Raw genomic sequence first — 14,416 nt, 5'->3', positions numbered from 1 at the left:
GAATTTGGCAGGCATCGAATTTGGCAGGCATCGAACTTCGACAGCCATCAAAGTTTGACAAACATCGTACTTACGGGTTTGAGTAGGCCCACCTGCTACGAGGAAGGGCCCACACGATGGCCATGACGGTGATGTTCCACGAGCTCGGCGGACCCGAGGTGATGAGGCTTGAGGACGTCGAGGTCGGCGAGCCCGGCCCGGGCGAGCTGCGGATCCGCGTTGAGGCGATCGGCCTCAACAGGGCCGAGGTGCTGTTCCGGACCGGCCACTACATCGAGCCGGTGAAGGCGTTCCCGGCCAGGCTCGGCACCGAGGCCGCGGGCGTGGTGGAGGCGGTCGGCGAGGACGTCACCGGGTTCCGGCCGGGAGACCTGGTCAGCACGGTGCCTGGGTTCTCGCAGAACGAGTACGGCGTCTACGCCGAGCAGGCGATCGTGCCGGCCGCGGCCGTGCTGCACCGTCCCGAGGGCCTCGGCGCGGTCGAAGGCGCCGCGGTGTGGATGCCGTACCTGACGGCTTATGGGGCGCTTGTCGAGGTCGGCGGCATGCGGCCCGGCGACACGGTCGTGCTGAACGCGGCGTCCAGCAGCGTCGGGCTGGCCGCCATCCATGTCGCCGACCGCGTCGGGGCGACCCCGATCGCCCTGACCCGCACGGCCGCCAAGAAGGAGGCGCTGCTCAAGGAGGGCGCGGCCGAGGTGATCGTCACCGAGTCGGACGACGTGGCCGGACGGGTGCTCGCGGCGACCGGCGGCCGGGGCGCCGAGTTCGTCCTCGACGCGGTCGCGGGCCCCGGCGTGACGGACCTGGCCCGCCTGGTCGCACCCGGCGGGACGCTCCTGGTCTACGGGGCGCTGAGCGGCGAGCCGACCCCCTATCCGGGCATCGACCTCGGCATGCCGGCGCTGAACATGCGCACCTACACGATGCTGGAGACGGCCAAGGACCCCGAGCGCCTCCGCCGCGCCGCCGCGTTCGTGACCTCCGGCCTGCGCTCGGGCGCGTTCCGTCCCGTCATCGACCGCACCTTCCCCCTGTCCGAGGTGGCCGAGGCACACCGCCACCTGGAGTCGAACACCCAGATCGGCAAGATCGTCGTCACCGTCCCCCGCTGAGCCGCCGCTCGCCACGCCGCTCGCCACGCCGCTCGCCACGCCGCTCGCCACGCCGCTCGCCACGCCGCTCGCCACGCCGCTCGCCACGCCGCTCGACCGCATCGTCCGGGCCGTCCTGCGTCCTAAACCGCCCACCCCCGCTCGGCTTCACGGCGCGGGGGAAGGCGTCAGTGCGACCTGGGCGGCGACCGGCAGGTGGTCACTGCCGGTGGCGGGCAGGGTGCGGACGTGGGTCACGGTCGCCGATCGCGCCATCACCTGGTCGATCCTGGCCAGCGGAAAGGCCGCGGGGAAGCTGAAGGCCAGGCCCCGCTCCGCCACGTTCATCCGCGTGGTGAGCGGAGCCAGCCCACGATCGTCGACGGTGCCGTTGAGATCTCCCAGGAGGACCACGGTTTCCAGTTCCTCGGAGGCGACGGCCTTGCCCAGCCGGGTGGCGCTCTCGTCGCGCCAGGAGGAGGCCAGGCCGCTCGGCCGGATGCGAACCGAGGGGAGGTGTGCGACGTACACGGCGATCTCGCCGTGCGGCGTGCGCACCGTGGCCCGCAACCCCCGGTTCCAGGGCTCCGTGATCCCCTCCGGTTTGATGTCCAGCGACCGGCTGTCGGCCAGCGGATGCTTCGACCAGAGTCCGACGGTGCCCTGGACCGAGTGGTACGGGAGGGCTGAGGCGAAGGTCTTCTCATAGACGGGCAGCGCTGAGGGCGTCAGTTCCTCCACTGCGACGAGATCGGGCGCCGCGGCGACCAGCGCGCGGCCCGTGGCCGCCGGGTCAGTGTTCTCGTCGCTGACGTTGTGCTGGACGACGACCAGGGCACGAGAGCCAGGATCGGCCCCCGGCAGCAGCAGTCCGCCGAAGAGGTACGCCCACGCCGCCGTCGGCAAGAGCAGGGCCACCAGCGCGGTGGCCGAACGACGCAGCAGCGCCAAGCCGAACAGCACCACGGCCACCAGCCCCAGCCAGGGCAGGAATGTCTCCAGAAGGCTGCCCAGTCGGCCGATCGAGTTGGGCACCGCCCGATGGAACGCCAGCAGCCCGGCGGTCCCTGCCGCGAGCGCGGCGAGCATCCAGCCCCTCGTCCATGCCGTTCCGCGCTTCGCCTTCCCGCTCGTGTCCCCGTCCGGAGCCCGCCCCCTCCCGCGCCGTGCCCACAGGGCGCCCGCCGCCCTCGCCGTCGACGCCCCGGCACCGTCCACCCGGGCTTGCTTCACCATGGCCCCCTATCGCAACGGCCCCGGCCCCTTGCCCGAGTCGGGCCCCTGCACGAGAGGGTCCACCACCGGGCCTACTGGCAAAGACGCGCGTGCCCTGGTGTCGGTTTAGGCTCGCCTGGTGCAAGTTCGCTCTCTCGCTTATCGCACGGATCTACTGCTTCGTCGGCTGGCCGGCTCCGTCATCATCGATCACCCGTCCCACCTGGTGGTCCGGACGCCCGCCAACCCGAACTTCTGGTGGGGCAACTTCGTGCTCGTCTCCCCCCGCATGCTCCCGGATGCTCCTGGCCTGTTCGCCGCGGAGTTCCCTGAGGCGGCCCATCTGGCGATCGGTGTGGACGGGACCGAGGGAGAGACGGTCCCGCGCGCAGGATGGGAGCGGCTCGGAATCACTGTCGAGACCGACACGGTCCTCACCGCCTCCTCACTCCTGCGCCCCGCACGTCCGGTGCGAGCCGAGTTGCGGACGCTGACCGCGGACGACTGGGATCAGGCGGCGCGGCTGCGGCACGCGTGCGACGAGTCGGAGGCGTCGGCGGAGAACAAGGCGTTCCTGGCGGCGAAACTCGCCGAGGAGCGGCGGCTGTGCGAGGCAGGCGACGCCACCTGGTTCGGCGCGTTCGTGGACGGCGAGATGCGCGCGGGCCTCGGCGTCTTCCTCGACGGTCAAGGGCTCGCCCGCTACCAGCACGTCGAGACCCATCCTGCCTTCCGCCGACGCGGCCTGGCCTCCGCACTCGTCCACTTCGCCGGAGCGGACGCCATGAGCAGAGGGGCCGAAACGCTGGTGATCGTCGCCGATCCCGAAGCCGAGGCGATCCGGATCTACCGTTCGCTCGGCTTCACCGAGACCGGACGCCAGGTCAGGCTTCAGCGGGCTCCCGAGGCCGCGGGGTAGCCCGGGCGCGGGGTAGCCCGGGACGGTGCGGTGCGGTGCGAGCGGGTTCGCCGTTCGCCGCGCCAGGTGCGTTCACCAGCGGATTGAGCCTCTCCACGCGCTGATCATCCTGCGGCCCCCGCCCTGATGCGGGGCTCCCCATGAAGGACGGGAACCGGACGCGGGCGGCTCGGCAACAACGGGTGTCCCGATCCGGAGCCGAGAGGCCGTGTATGAGCACTGCGAGTGAAGAGGGCGCCGACGATGCCTCCGTCATCGAGCGGTCCCGCCGGGAGCCTGAGGCGTTCGCCGAGGTGTTCCGCCGGTACGCCCCGGACATCAAGCGGTACGTGATCCGCCGGCTGGGCGCCGACGCCGCCGAAGACGTGGTGGCCGAGACGTTCCTGGCGGCGTTCCGGCAGCGCGAACGGTACGACCTGTCCCGCCCTAACGCGCGGCCCTGGTTGTACGGGATCGCCACCAATCTGATGGGCCGGCACGTGCGGGCGGAGGTCCGGCAGCTGCGCGTCCTGGAGCGGATGGGCACCGACCCGGTGATGGAGCCGTTCACGGAGCGCAGTGACGAGCGGCTCAGTGCGGGGGCTTCCGGCAGGGCGCTGGCGAGTGCGCTGGCCGCGCTGCCGAGAGGGCACCGCGACGCGCTGCTGCTGGTCGCCTGGGGCGATCTCAGCTACGCGGAGGCCGCGCAGGCGCTGAACGTTCGCGTCGGGACGGTGCGGTCCCGCATCAACCGGGCCAGGCACAGGCTGCGCAGGCACCTCGGTGCGACCGATCCCGTGATCTACGTCAGTGAGGAACCCGTCCATGAATGAGATGACCGAGCTTGAGCGGTTCCGCTCGGATGTCCCCGAGCTCGACCTGACCGACGTGCGGGCCGAGGAGCACAGGCTGCTGAGCGTCATGCGGGACGCGGCCCCGAACCCGGGGCGTTCCACCGGACAGCGTGTTTTCGACCGCCCTCGCCGGGCCGTGCGGCTGCGGATCGGTCTGGCGGCGGGGCTGGGCGTCGCCGCCGCCGCTGCCGGGGTCATCGCGGTCGGCACAGGCGAGGAGCCGGTCACCCCGCCGGTCGTCCACACGATGCCGGTGGCGTCGGTGCAGGTGCTCGAGCGGGCCGCCGACCACGCGGCCAAGTCCCCGGAGCTGCACCCCCGACCCGGCCAGTTCCTGGTCTTCGAGTCGCAGACCATGGACACGGTAGAGAGTGAGTCCGACGGTCGGCAGGTCCGGTACCTGAGGCGGGAGAGACGAAAGATCTGGCTGCCCGTGGACGGCGACGCCACACACGGCGTCCTATGGGAAAGGCAGCTGGAGCCCAGGCCGTGGCCGGGTTGGCCCATCCCGGGCGAGGCCCGCCAGGCCGTGGGACGCAGCTCGATGTCCAAGGCCGCCGACTTCGACGACCGCGCCGAGAATCTGCGCAACGACTACGTCCACCTGAGCCGCCTGCCGGCCGATCCGGCCAAGATGTACCAGCACCTGTACATGGGCCTGGGCACCGGCCCTCGCGCCGACGCCGACGCGTGGCAGAACGTCGGCGGCATGCTCACCGAGGCCTACATGCCCCGCGCGCAGCGTGCCGCGCTGTTCCGGGCGGCGGCGTCCATCCACGGCGTCACCACCGTCGGCCGCGCGGTGGACGCGGCAGGCAGGACCGGCATCGCCGTCACGCTGAACCCGCTCGGTGGGGGTATCCGCGAGGAGTACATCTTCGATGACAAGACCTACGAGTACCTCGGCCGGCGCAGCGTCGTCACCAACGCCGAACAGGCCGAAGCTCCGGTCGGGAGCATCCTGACCAACTCGGCGCAGCTGAAGGTCTCCATCGCCGACCGCCCCCCGGCGGTGACCTGAACCCCCGGCGCAGGGGCCGGTGATCGCGACCGGCCCCGCTTCGCCTCGGGCCGGGCGGCAGGCTCCGGGCGGTCAGGACGCCGTCGCGAGCGAAACGAGCGCCACTGCCATGCCTGTGACGCACATGACGCCGGCGACCGCGAATGCGAGCCGGTAGGGATGCTGCTCGACCCACGACACAAGGCCCGGGTACGTCTTGGCGAACTCGTCGGCGCTGACGGGACGGTCGGGCCCGCTGCATGGCACGCCCAGCGCGTCCGCCAACCGGGTGAGGCCCCCGCGCGAGTAGAGGCTGCCCTGCACTCTGGAGAGCAGGGCGCGTTGCGCGTCGAGCACGAACAGGCTCTCACCGACCCCTCCGCGAGGCGCGATGATGCTCGCGCGCACCACCTCCGCGACGCGCGAGCGTGGCTCGCGTTTCCGGCCGAACAGCCCTTGGACGACGAGCTCGTGAGCCGTCAGGGTGATCCGAGCGCTGAGGAGGGCCCCGATCGCCAGGGGGATCAGCACGGCGAACAGGCCGCCCATGACCAGGGCGAACACGGCCGGGGCGTCGCCGATCAGGATTGCGGCGACGATGCCCGCGCCGGCCACCGCGACGACGACCAGAACGATCAGGCCTGTCCGGAAGTCCGGCCGGATCACGAGATCATCTTGTGCGTCGCTCACGCCGGCGTCGCCTCCTCTCGGGATCTTCCCAAGAGCCCGCCGCATCGGTGGCGGTGCCTCGGCCGCGAAACCGGCTGTGGGACGTGCGGTGGCCGGGCTGAGTGAGATGGCGTCCTACGCGACCTTGGTGATCTTGCATTCGATGCCGGCGGGTCCGATCGGAGCTTGCGCCGCGGTGGTCCCTTCGAAGGCGTTCGTGCCGCGAACCTCGAAGGTCTGGAGGCCGATCTGCTGGTGAGAGGCTGCGTCTATGACCTCGACGGTGACCGAGTAGCGCGTCGCGTCGCCTGTGATCGTGCCGCTGATCGTTACCGTGCCCTGCGATCCGGCCGTGTCCACCTGGCATTCGACGTGGGCGCTGTAGTTCTTCGGGCCAAGGGACGGGGTGCTGCCGTCCAGCCCACCGACCAGGTAGAGCACGGCGAGGAGCCCCAGGACCCCTGACAGACCCGCGGCCAGGACCAGGAAGGTCTTCCGCCTCGGGCGCGGACGGGAGCCGTATCCCTCATCGGCCATGGTCCACTCGTGAGTCGGCATTGCGGTACTGCCACCCCGATCGATCCTGATAGGCGAAGTTTGCGGAGGTCAGCCTATAGCTCAGTACCTCTGGCTTGATCGCGGGCGTCTGGTGTGGAAGACCGGCGGGGCCGATGTCCACGTCACCGTGGTCGACGGACAGCGAAGGCGCCCAGGACGCTCCACGCATCCGCTGAAGGCGCACCGCGTTCGGCTGCCCAGTGCGAATTGCCGCCGATACCGCTGCTGCAAGGGTGCCCAGGTCAGCGTGGCAGAGAGTCCTGCTTGGCGTGGGCGAGGAAGTCGGCGAAGGCATCGGGGGCGAGCGCGAGGTGGCCTGCGTCGGGAGCCTTGCTGTCGCGAATGGCGACCGCACGAGTAAGCGCGGCCAGCTCGACGCACTGGCCGCCGGCCTCGTCGCCGTGAGTTGACTTACGCCATGTGATCATTTCATCGGCGCCGATGGCAGTGACGTGTTTTGAGGTTCCCCCCGCAGCACGGACAGCTCGGGTGAGATGGGTCAGGTGGTCGTGATCGAGGCTCGGTGTCGCTCCTCGTAGTCCACCGGACTTAGCATTCCGAGGCGGAATGTCTTCTGAATGGGTTATACCAGCACTCGATCCATTCAAACACCGCGGCTGCGAGTTCGGCTCTTGTTTGCCATTTTCTGGTGTCGAGGAGTTCGAGTTGCATCGAGCCCCAGAACGACTCGATCATGGCGTTGTCGTAGCAGTCGCCGACCGTGCCCATCGAGCCGAGGAGACCTGCGGCCCGGAGTCGCTCCCCGAAGGTCCAGGACGTGAACTGCGTGCCGTGGTCTGAGTGCAGGATCGTGGCGTCTTTTGCGGGCTTTCTGCGGGCGACTGCGGCGGCCATCGCATCGACCACGAGTTCGGTGGTCTGGCGGATGTCGATGGAATGGCCGATGATGCGGCGGGAGAAGCAATCCAGTACGGCCGCGCAGTACAACTTCCCCCCCGCGGGTCGGATGCTCGGTGATGTCGGTGGCCCACAGCACGTCGGGCGCCTGGACGTCGAAGGCCCGCTTCACCAGGTCCTCCTCGGTGGGCTCGTTGACCCGGTTCCGGCGGCCCTTCCGCCGGTAGACCCCCTGGATCCCGGCCTCCCGCATGAGTCGTTCCACTCGTTTGCGGTTCACCTGTTCGCCTCGTTCGAGCGTCATTTCGGCGTGCACCCGCGGCGAGCCGTAGCTTCGGCGTGATTCTTCATGGATCTCTTTGATGATTTTCACCAGCTCGGTGTTGCGTTGCTCGCGAATCGAGGCGGGCCTGCCGAGCCAGTCGGTGTAACCGGACCGGGAAACTCCTGACACTCGGCATGCCACCGCGACGGGGATTTCGTTCTAGGCGAGCCCACGGACCAGCGAGTACCTTATTTTGGGAGCATGTTCTCGCGGGCGAAGTACGCCGCCGCCCGCTTGAGGATCTCGTTCTCCAACTCCAGTTGCCGGGCCTTTCGGCGCAGCTCGACCAGCTCTTTGTGCTCGCCGGCGCTCAGGCCGTCGAGATCGCCTTCGTCGATGGCTGCCTGACGGATCCAGTTGCTCAGGCACGACTGGCTGATGCCCAGACTCTTGGCCAGCGCGGTGACCGACTTGTCGCCGGTCCGGGCCAGCTCGACGGCGCGACGCCGGAACTCGGGCGGATGAGGTGGTGGCACGCGACACTTCCTTCCCAAGTTAATCAAGGTCAACTCAGATCGGGTGTCCGTGGAACCGGGGGAAGCTCATTTCGGCTGCTAGTAAGGCAGGCTGCGGCACCGGTTCAGAGAGCCAGTTCGTCGGGCTTGGCGCGGGCGAGGATGTCGGCGAAGGCATCGGAGGCGAGCGTGATGTGGCCAGCGTCCTTGCCGTCTCGGATGGCGATCACTTGGTGGAGGTGGGCGAGTTCCACGCACTGCTCGGAAGTGCCCTGAGTGCTCCGACTGCTCTTGCGCCATACGGGGGATTCGCCATCAGATGTTCTCATTGTGTCCTTGAGTAGCGCCCGGGACATCTCCACGGGTAGCGCTGCGGCACCGATGTGGCCGAACCTGTTGCGGAGGCCCATGACCTCCTCGGCGTCCAACTCCAGTCGGCCCCCGTTCGGCGCCTCAAGGAAACCGATCTCCCCTTCCTCGACCTTGAGGCCTTGAACGGACCATCCAAGCCCTCGTTCGCTCCCGCGACGTTCGGGACGATCCGCAAGATCACGCTTGGGTGTTCCGAAAGCCGGATTAGTGGGCGACCTGCTCGCGCATGACTTCGCGTCCGCCGACTCGCGGGCTTAAGCGGCCCAGTTGAGGATGGCGGGTGGGTCGGTTGTTCGTGGGCTGGCTGCCGGTGTGTCGGGTGGTGGGAGGAGTTGGTAGGTGTAGTGGCCGGTGGCGGGGTCTTGGGTGGTGTGGATTTGTTGGGGGTGGGTGTGTTTGTAGCGGTTGTGCCATCCGCAGCACAGGGCGAGTTTGTCGATGTCGGTGGGGCTGTTTCCGAGTGCCCATCCGTTGACGTGGTCGACTTCGCACAGTGTCCCGGGCACCTCGCACCCTTGTACCGCGCAGGTGGGGTACAGCGTTTCCAGGACTTGGCGCTGGGCGGCGGTGGCGAACCGCACCCGGTGCCCCAGGTACAGCGGCGCGTGGCCGTTCCCCAGCAGCAGGGGTGAGACCCCGGCTGACATAGCGATGCGGCGGGCCTGCGGCGCAGGGATGGGGGTTCCATCCGTGAGGCGGGCAGGAGCATGGCCGCCGGTGAGGGTTTCGAGATCGCAGATGACGGTGACCTTGGTGGCTCTGTGTCCACCCGACAGCACGCTGCTCAGCGCGGCTGCGGTGCGTTCGGCCAGGTCGCGGTGATCGTCGGGTCCGCCCGGCTTGGCCAGGGGGCCCAGGGTGCCGTCCCAGATCGCGGCGTCCTCAGGGTTGAGCCAGCCTCTGATGTAGCGGCCGCCGTCCAGGGAACGGGTGCTGGTGACCCAGGACCGCTCATACCCGCGTTGCGCATCCTCGGGGGCCGTCTCGTGTCCGTCGCGTTCGGCGATCACATCACGGATCCGCCGCCCGAACGCCGCGACCTTCCCGGCAGAGAACCCCTGCCCGACCATGTCCAGCAGCAGCGTCTCGGCCCTGGCGCTGTCCTCATCGTCCAGGCGGACGACGGCGTCGGCCACCGTGGAGGCGTACCCGTAGGACAACTCGCCCGCGGCAAGCAGCGCGGTCACGGTGGGGAGGCGGTGGAGTTGGCGGGCCAGGGTGAGACGCTCTTTGGCGCGCGAGTCGCGCATGCCCAGCCGGGACCGCAGCCACGCCTGGGTCGACGGCAGCCCCCAGCGGCGTGTCTCGCCTGCTATGTCGACGCGGGCGATGAACCCGGCCAGCGCGCTTTCGTGGGCGTCGGAGGCGGCCGCTAGCGTCTCGGCGAGCCGCATGCACGCCGCAGGTGATTCGGGTGCGGGGCGTTGGGCCAGTTCGGCGGCGATCGCGGCGGCGGCGTCCACCAGTTCCTGGGTGGACGCCTCACTGAGATGTCTCTCCGTGATCGAACGCATGCGCAGAGTATATCGAACTGACTATCGACGAGCTCGTCGATGGAGGACTGATTACTGTCACTCTCGGGTTAGACGGCTCGGGTGCGGCACGCGTGCGAGAAGTTGGACGCGCCGGTGGAGAAGACCGCGTTACCGGCGGCCAAGCTCGCCGAGGAACGGCAGGCCGTACGAGGCGGGCCCGGGATTTCGACGCGTTCGCGGACGGCGAGATGTGCGTGGGCCTCGGCGTTCTCCCCGATGGGCAAGGGCTCACCCGCTACCCGAACATCGACACCATCCCGCCTTCCGCCAGCACGGTGGTCGAACGGTCGGACGGGCTCGTCGAGCTTGGCAATCCCCTACCGTGTGCGCATGCCTGGCGATGACAGCGTGGTGGGAGACGATCCGCTTGCCGACGGGATGGCTCTGTCCCTGCGGCTGCGGCGCGACTTCACCGTGACGGATGCCGACGGTCTCCTGACGGCCGCGCGCCGCATCTACCGCCAACTCAATCCGGACGCGAGTGCCGCCGAAGCCGCCGGCATGGTGACCGGGGCGGCAGACGCGCTGTTCGTCATCCTCGAGAATGCCGGCCTGCTCGGCGACCTGGCCGACACCCGGCTTCTCGGCCACGCCGCAGACGGCCTGGCGGTCGGTGGATGGCGCGCGCAGATCGTGATCAACGAACCGGCTCCCCTGGCGCCCGACCCCAGAAGCGACTGTCTCCGCGGCGACGAGGTCTTCGCGCTTCCGTCCCAGGACGATCCGAAGTCGGCTGCCGACCCGGATCCCTGACGTCACGTGGTCAGGAGGACGGCTCGCGTGGAGCGGCGCCCGAAGGTCTGGAGGGGCCGTTTGATCTTGGCGATGCCGTGGATGGGCGCACAGACCGATCCGGGCCTCCGATGTCGATCACTTCGAGGGAGCGACTTTCAAGCCGTCCTGCCCGAAGGTGGTCGGTCAGCGCGGCAGCCCGTGCTGCATGGCGCGGGCGAGTAGGTCGGCGAAGGCGCGCGCCGTGAGGGCTATGTGGCCGCTCTCGGGGGCCTTGCTGTTTCTGATGCCTATGGCGTCAGGAAGACGAGCAAGTTCCACGCACTGCTCGGAAGTGCCCTGAGTGCTCCGACTGCTCTTGCGTCATACGGGAGGATTCGCCATCAGATGTTCTCCATCGTCACCTGAGCAGCGCCCGGGACAGCTCCACAGGTGCCGCCGCAGCGCCGATGCGGGCGAGTAGGTCGGCAGAGGCGTGGGGGTGAGTGTGACAGGGCCTGTGTCCGGGGCTTTGCTGTCTCTGATGCCGATCGCGTGGGGGAGCGAGGCCACCTCGACGCAGTTGCCGTGATCTTCCGACCGAGTGGATCTGCGCCACGTAACGTTCATCAGTGAGTCCAGTGTCTTGGCGTTGATGGCACGGGATCCTCGACGGACAGCGGCAACGCTCCGAGCGGCGAGTTGCTTCACTCTGACACGAGCCGCGGGCGCGCGGGTCAGTGCGGCAGTTCGTCTTGTTTGGCGCGGGCGAGGAGGTCGGCGAACGCGTGAGGGGTGAGGGCGAGGTAGCCGCTCTTTGGGGCTTTGCTGTCGCGGATGGCGATCGCGTGGGGGAGCGCGGCGAGTTCTACGCACTGGCCACCGGTCTCATCGCTGTGAGTGGATTTGCGCCATGTGATCACTGAATCAACCCCAACATGTGCTTGATCAGCGTTGCTGACTGATCCTCGGGGAGCGCAAGCGCTCCGATCTTGTCATAGCTTACGCCGAACTCCCTTATTTCCGGCTGGCGATCGACCAGACGTCCCATGCGTCCAGACTCTAAGTACGCGACTTCTGCGTCTCGTGTGGCCATGAGGCTGAGCGAACCGCTCACACCTGGCCATCCTGCTGAGACGGGGAGAACTCGCAGGCTGACGTGGTCGAGTTCCGCCATACGGAGCAGGTGGGCGAGTTGTTCGGCCATCACGTCCGGGCTGCCGACCTGCCACCACAGGACAGGCTGGGCGAGTACCACCCACAGATGAGGCGGGTTCGCCTTGTAAAGGCGTTGTTGTCGCTCCAAGCGATCAGTGACGGCTCTTTCGACGTCCTCCACCACGCCGCCCCTCTGGAACAGTGCGCGAGCATAGCCCTCGCTCTGGAGCAGACCGAATACGACGTCGGACGTGTAGGCCTTGATGGACGTAGCGGCGCGCTCGTACTCCAAGAAGGCGCCTACGCGTGGGCGGTCGTGGCCGTCCTTGGCATGTTCGGCGAGGGAGGTGAGGAGGCCTGCCGTGTCCCATGCCTCGTCCAGCGGCGCGAGGTTGGCTTGGTTGGGACGTCTGCGGCCGGCCTCCCAATTTGAAACATGTGACCGGGAGGCGTTCGCCACGTCTCCCACCTGCTGGCATGTCCAGCCGTGGTTCAGGCGAAGAAGTCGCAGCTGAACGGCTACGAGGTCCCAAAGGGACGACCGTGGGTCGAGCGCGTCGTGGCTCTCCATCTCGGGCGCTCCTGAAGATCTTTTGTATTCGGTGTAATTGAAAGTGTGGCCAAAATAACTTGGCGATCGCACCGTTGTCCTCGGAATATCGTGGAAGGAGGGTGGCGAAAATGGCGGTAGAAGCCGTGGATGCGGGCGAGGTGGACATTTCTTGTCTGGCTGATCGGACGGTGCCGGGGATGGTGCGGACGGTGGTCGGGATGCGGCTTGTGGAATGGGGCTTGGAGGGGGTCGCTGACAGCGTTCTGTTGATCGTCGCGGAGCTTGTCACCAACGCCGTGCGGGCTGCGGGGGAGCGGGAGATCCGGGTCAGGTGCTCGCGTGAGGCGGGGGGCGTTCTGGTGGCCGTCTGGGACTCGTCTGCGGAGCGGCCAGTGACGCGGCCGGTGATGGGGCCTGAGGATTTCGGGGCGGACGCTCGGGCGCTGGAGGACGGGTACGACGACGGGACGGGCGGGTGGGGTTTGCCGCTCGTCCAGGCGCTGGCGGCGGCGTGCGGGGTGGCCGAGGGCGAGACCGGCAAGTGGGTGTGGGCGAGGGTCCCGTGCTGAGGCGGTGGCGGGGGCGGCGGAAAGCCGTCCGGTATCTGGATCTGCTTGCGCTCGCGGTCGGGGTGCGGGGGTGGCGGTGCGTGAAGTTGTACGGGCGCGAGTTCCCTACGCCGCTGCTCTGGGTGTACGCCAGTGGGGTCGCCGAAGACGTGGGCGTGGTCGTGCGGGCGCGGGTCGTTGGTGGAACGTGGGTCTACCAGGACGTCCGGCGGGGGCGGGTTCTCTTTCCGTGCGGGGACGCCAAGGCCGCCGGGGAGCGGGTCGACTCGGTGCTGAAGGGGCGGTTGTTTCCGGCCACGTGGTGAGGCGGCTACGTGGTGAGGCGGCCACGTGGTGAGGCGGCTACGTGGTGAGGCGGCTACGTGGTGAGGCGGCTACGTGGTGAGGCGGCTACGTGGTGAGGCGGCTACGTGGTGAGGCGGTGGCGTAGGCGGCGGATGTTGCGTTGGACCAGGGTTTCCTGGAGGGCGGCCTCCGCCAGGGCGATCGCTGCTTCCGCGCCGGCCCGGGCGGTTTCCTCTGGGGTCGGCGAGCGTGTTGTTTCCGAGGACGGGTCGTAGCGCAGCTCGTCCAGGTCACCGACGATGTGCGCGGGAGAGTCCCGGAGGGCGGCGAGGTCTTCCTCGCTCCACTGCGCGAGGCGGGTCCGCCATTCGGGTGGGGTGACGACCTTGCCGCCGCGTTCGGCGCGGGCCTGGAAGCGGCCGATGATGATCTTCCGGACCCAGTCGGCGTTCTGGCCGCTCCAGGTGGTCTGCCGGATGGCCGCGTTGAGTGCCGAGAGCACCTGCGTCTCCGGTGCGGTCAGGCCGGTGTGGGCCCGCTCGGCGGGCAGGCCGGCGGACTCGGCGAAGGCGGGGAGGCCGATCGCCTCCGCGAAACGCTGCCACAGAAGGCGCGGGGGTGTGCCGGGGGTGGTGACGACGCGGACGCGGGCGGCTCCCGCGTCCGACCAGCGTCGGGCGAGGCCGCCAAGGCCGAACGCCCGCCATAGGTGCGCGGACGGGTCCGTCTCGATTTGGTCCCGGCTCTTCTCACGTTGGGCTGCCAGACCGGCCAGGTAGGTGCCGAAACTCACCGTCCGGCCGTTGCGGATGTGCTGTTGCCAGAGGGAGGGCAGCGACCGGCCCAGGCCTCGGGCCGTGACCACCACCTCGACGTCTTCGACGGCGAGCGCGTCCAAGAGGCGGTGGATCGCGGGCTTGCGGATGACGGAGAGCGCCTCGGCCGACAGCAGCACCGTGCCGGACGTCGACCGCACGCCGTCCAGCAGGGTCTGCCAGGAGAGGGTCTCCTCGGACGCGCGGTCCCGCGACACCCAGGGGAACTCCGTGCCCAGCAGTCCGTAGCTCGCCCATTCGTGGTTGGCGACCGTCCGCCGCCCCCGGGCCCAGTCAAGGCTGACGGGGTAGCGGACGCCCTCGCTGGCGAGCGCCTCGGCGTTGGCTTGCAGCACATGCTGCAGGAACGTCGTGCCCGACTTCTGCACGCCGATATGAAGGATGATCTTCGCTGCCACCCGGGCACCCCCCGCGACCTGTTGGTCACGAAGAGTAGTGGCCGCGGGAGGTGGGGCGTGGGACGTGGTCAGG

At 68.9% G+C, this 14,416-nt stretch carries 19 protein-coding genes and 2 pseudogenes; 7 read left to right on the top strand and 14 right to left on the bottom strand.

The genetic code is table 11. The features are described from left to right. Positions 1-116: 116 nt before the first annotated feature. Positions 117-1,115, top strand: a complete 999-nt coding sequence (locus K4S16_RS18725) for a zinc-dependent alcohol dehydrogenase family protein (protein WP_149260273.1) — start codon at positions 117-119, stop codon at positions 1,113-1,115. 147 nt (positions 1,116-1,262) lie between these two features. Here the strand turns inward: K4S16_RS18725 and K4S16_RS18720 are convergent, their stop codons facing one another. Then, positions 1,263-2,183: an endonuclease/exonuclease/phosphatase family protein gene (locus tag K4S16_RS18720; protein WP_149260272.1), complete on the bottom strand. Its 921-nt coding sequence runs from the start codon at positions 2,181-2,183 to the stop codon at positions 1,263-1,265. A 265-nt stretch (positions 2,184-2,448) separates the two neighbouring features. Between K4S16_RS18720 and K4S16_RS18715 the strand changes: the two genes are divergently transcribed. The 3 genes from K4S16_RS18715 to K4S16_RS18705 all read left to right on the top strand — a co-directional run bounded on the left by K4S16_RS18715 (position 2,449) and on the right by K4S16_RS18705 (position 5,082). Further along, positions 2,449-3,228 carry a GNAT family N-acetyltransferase gene (locus K4S16_RS18715; RefSeq protein ID WP_149260271.1) on the top strand — a complete coding sequence of 260 codons (780 nt, stop codon included), beginning with the start codon at positions 2,449-2,451 and terminating at the stop codon, positions 3,226-3,228. A 212-nt stretch (positions 3,229-3,440) separates the two neighbouring features. Next, positions 3,441-4,040, top strand: a complete 600-nt coding sequence (locus K4S16_RS18710) for an RNA polymerase sigma factor (RefSeq protein WP_149260270.1) — start codon at positions 3,441-3,443, stop codon at positions 4,038-4,040. Beyond that, positions 4,033-5,082 (top strand): CU044_5270 family protein, encoded by a 1,050-nt coding sequence (locus K4S16_RS18705; protein ID WP_235036909.1) that lies wholly within the window; start codon positions 4,033-4,035, stop codon positions 5,080-5,082. The genes K4S16_RS18710 and K4S16_RS18705 overlap by 8 nt, the downstream gene beginning before the upstream one ends. Positions 5,083-5,154: 72 nt before the next feature. Here K4S16_RS18705 and K4S16_RS18700 read toward each other — a convergent pair whose 3' ends face one another. The 8 genes and pseudogenes from K4S16_RS18700 to K4S16_RS18665 form a co-directional block, all read right to left on the bottom strand. Continuing rightward, positions 5,155-5,751, bottom strand: a complete 597-nt coding sequence (locus K4S16_RS18700) for a hypothetical protein (RefSeq protein ID WP_149260269.1) — start codon at positions 5,749-5,751, stop codon at positions 5,155-5,157. A gap of 114 nt (positions 5,752-5,865) precedes the next feature. Next, positions 5,866-6,267: a hypothetical protein gene (locus tag K4S16_RS18695; RefSeq protein ID WP_149260268.1), complete on the bottom strand. Its 402-nt coding sequence runs from the start codon at positions 6,265-6,267 to the stop codon at positions 5,866-5,868. A 263-nt stretch (positions 6,268-6,530) separates the two neighbouring features. After that, positions 6,531-6,716, bottom strand: a complete 186-nt coding sequence (locus K4S16_RS18690) for a DUF397 domain-containing protein (RefSeq protein WP_149260267.1) — start codon at positions 6,714-6,716, stop codon at positions 6,531-6,533. A gap of 121 nt (positions 6,717-6,837) precedes the next feature. Then, positions 6,838-7,236, bottom strand: a complete 399-nt coding sequence (locus K4S16_RS18685; RefSeq protein ID WP_160160952.1) for a DDE-type integrase/transposase/recombinase — start codon at positions 7,234-7,236, stop codon at positions 6,838-6,840. 136 nt (positions 7,237-7,372) lie between these two features. Then, positions 7,373-7,519: pseudogene (locus tag K4S16_RS46940) on the bottom strand (IS3 family transposase); the annotation flags it as partial. A 140-nt stretch (positions 7,520-7,659) separates the two neighbouring features. Next, positions 7,660-7,947 carry a transposase gene (locus K4S16_RS18675; protein WP_160160951.1) on the bottom strand — a complete coding sequence of 96 codons (288 nt, stop codon included), beginning with the start codon at positions 7,945-7,947 and terminating at the stop codon, positions 7,660-7,662. Positions 7,948-8,051: 104 nt separating this feature from the next. Next, positions 8,052-8,255, bottom strand: coding sequence for a DUF397 domain-containing protein (locus K4S16_RS18670; protein ID WP_149260722.1), 204 nt, complete (start codon positions 8,253-8,255; stop codon positions 8,052-8,054). A 297-nt stretch (positions 8,256-8,552) separates the two neighbouring features. Beyond that, positions 8,553-9,812, bottom strand: coding sequence for an HNH endonuclease signature motif containing protein (locus K4S16_RS18665; protein ID WP_149260264.1), 1,260 nt, complete (start codon positions 9,810-9,812; stop codon positions 8,553-8,555). 351 nt (positions 9,813-10,163) lie between these two features. Here K4S16_RS18665 and K4S16_RS18660 point away from each other — a divergent pair, with 351 nt between their 5' ends. Further along, positions 10,164-10,586 carry a hypothetical protein gene (locus K4S16_RS18660; RefSeq protein WP_149260263.1) on the top strand — a complete coding sequence of 141 codons (423 nt, stop codon included), beginning with the start codon at positions 10,164-10,166 and terminating at the stop codon, positions 10,584-10,586. 165 nt (positions 10,587-10,751) lie between these two features. Here K4S16_RS18660 and K4S16_RS18655 read toward each other — a convergent pair. From K4S16_RS18655 to K4S16_RS18640, 4 genes and pseudogenes are all read right to left on the bottom strand, one after another. After that, a pseudogene (locus K4S16_RS18655) lies at positions 10,752-10,916 on the bottom strand (DUF397 domain-containing protein); the annotation flags it as partial. 12 nt (positions 10,917-10,928) lie between these two features. Further along, positions 10,929-11,174 carry a DUF397 domain-containing protein gene (locus tag K4S16_RS18650; protein WP_149260721.1) on the bottom strand — a complete coding sequence of 82 codons (246 nt, stop codon included), beginning with the start codon at positions 11,172-11,174 and terminating at the stop codon, positions 10,929-10,931. A 107-nt stretch (positions 11,175-11,281) separates the two neighbouring features. After that, positions 11,282-11,467 carry a DUF397 domain-containing protein gene (locus K4S16_RS18645; RefSeq protein WP_149260261.1) on the bottom strand — a complete coding sequence of 62 codons (186 nt, stop codon included), beginning with the start codon at positions 11,465-11,467 and terminating at the stop codon, positions 11,282-11,284. After that, positions 11,464-12,273 carry a helix-turn-helix transcriptional regulator gene (locus K4S16_RS18640; RefSeq protein ID WP_149260260.1) on the bottom strand — a complete coding sequence of 270 codons (810 nt, stop codon included), beginning with the start codon at positions 12,271-12,273 and terminating at the stop codon, positions 11,464-11,466. The genes K4S16_RS18645 and K4S16_RS18640 overlap by 4 nt, the downstream gene beginning before the upstream one ends. A 110-nt stretch (positions 12,274-12,383) precedes the next feature. Here K4S16_RS18640 and K4S16_RS18635 point away from each other — a divergent pair, with 110 nt between their 5' ends. Continuing rightward, positions 12,384-12,824 carry an ATP-binding protein gene (locus tag K4S16_RS18635; RefSeq protein ID WP_149260259.1) on the top strand — a complete coding sequence of 147 codons (441 nt, stop codon included), beginning with the start codon at positions 12,384-12,386 and terminating at the stop codon, positions 12,822-12,824. Between the two features lie 80 nt (positions 12,825-12,904). Then, positions 12,905-13,129, top strand: a complete 225-nt coding sequence (locus tag K4S16_RS18630; RefSeq protein ID WP_149260258.1) for a hypothetical protein — start codon at positions 12,905-12,907, stop codon at positions 13,127-13,129. A gap of 101 nt (positions 13,130-13,230) precedes the next feature. On the opposite strand, the gene K4S16_RS18625 is transcribed toward K4S16_RS18630, so the two are convergent. Then, entirely contained in the window at positions 13,231-14,343 is a 1,113-nt protein-coding gene (locus tag K4S16_RS18625) for a hypothetical protein (RefSeq protein ID WP_149260257.1), read from the bottom strand. Between the last annotated feature and the right edge of the window lie 73 nt (positions 14,344-14,416).

The organism is Actinomadura sp. K4S16, assembly GCF_008327685.1.
Taxonomy (GTDB): Bacteria; Actinomycetota; Actinomycetes; order Streptosporangiales; family Streptosporangiaceae; genus Spirillospora.
This window is presented reverse-complemented; position numbering and strand designations above follow the sequence as displayed.

Coding starts and splice junctions, on each gene's coding strand:
- K4S16_RS18725 (WP_149260273.1), top strand. CDS start 117: ATGGCCATGACGGTGATGTTCCACGAGCTCGGCGGACCCGAGGTGATG.
- K4S16_RS18720 (WP_149260272.1), bottom strand. CDS start 2,183: ATGCTCGCCGCGCTCGCGGCAGGGACCGCCGGGCTGCTGGCGTTCCAT.
- K4S16_RS18710 (WP_149260270.1), top strand. CDS start 3,441: ATGAGCACTGCGAGTGAAGAGGGCGCCGACGATGCCTCCGTCATCGAG.
- K4S16_RS18705 (WP_235036909.1), top strand. CDS start 4,033: ATGAATGAGATGACCGAGCTTGAGCGGTTCCGCTCGGATGTCCCCGAG.
- K4S16_RS18695 (WP_149260268.1), bottom strand. CDS start 6,267: ATGGCCGATGAGGGATACGGCTCCCGTCCGCGCCCGAGGCGGAAGACC.
- K4S16_RS18690 (WP_149260267.1), bottom strand. CDS start 6,716: ATGATCACATGGCGTAAGTCAACTCACGGCGACGAGGCCGGCGGCCAG.
- K4S16_RS18670 (WP_149260722.1), bottom strand. CDS start 8,255: ATGAGAACATCTGATGGCGAATCCCCCGTATGGCGCAAGAGCAGTCGG.
- K4S16_RS18665 (WP_149260264.1), bottom strand. CDS start 9,812: ATGCGTTCGATCACGGAGAGACATCTCAGTGAGGCGTCCACCCAGGAA.
- K4S16_RS18660 (WP_149260263.1), top strand. CDS start 10,164: ATGCCTGGCGATGACAGCGTGGTGGGAGACGATCCGCTTGCCGACGGG.
- K4S16_RS18650 (WP_149260721.1), bottom strand. CDS start 11,174: ATGAACGTTACGTGGCGCAGATCCACTCGGTCGGAAGATCACGGCAAC.
- K4S16_RS18640 (WP_149260260.1), bottom strand. CDS start 12,273: ATGGAGAGCCACGACGCGCTCGACCCACGGTCGTCCCTTTGGGACCTC.
- K4S16_RS18635 (WP_149260259.1), top strand. CDS start 12,384: ATGGCGGTAGAAGCCGTGGATGCGGGCGAGGTGGACATTTCTTGTCTG.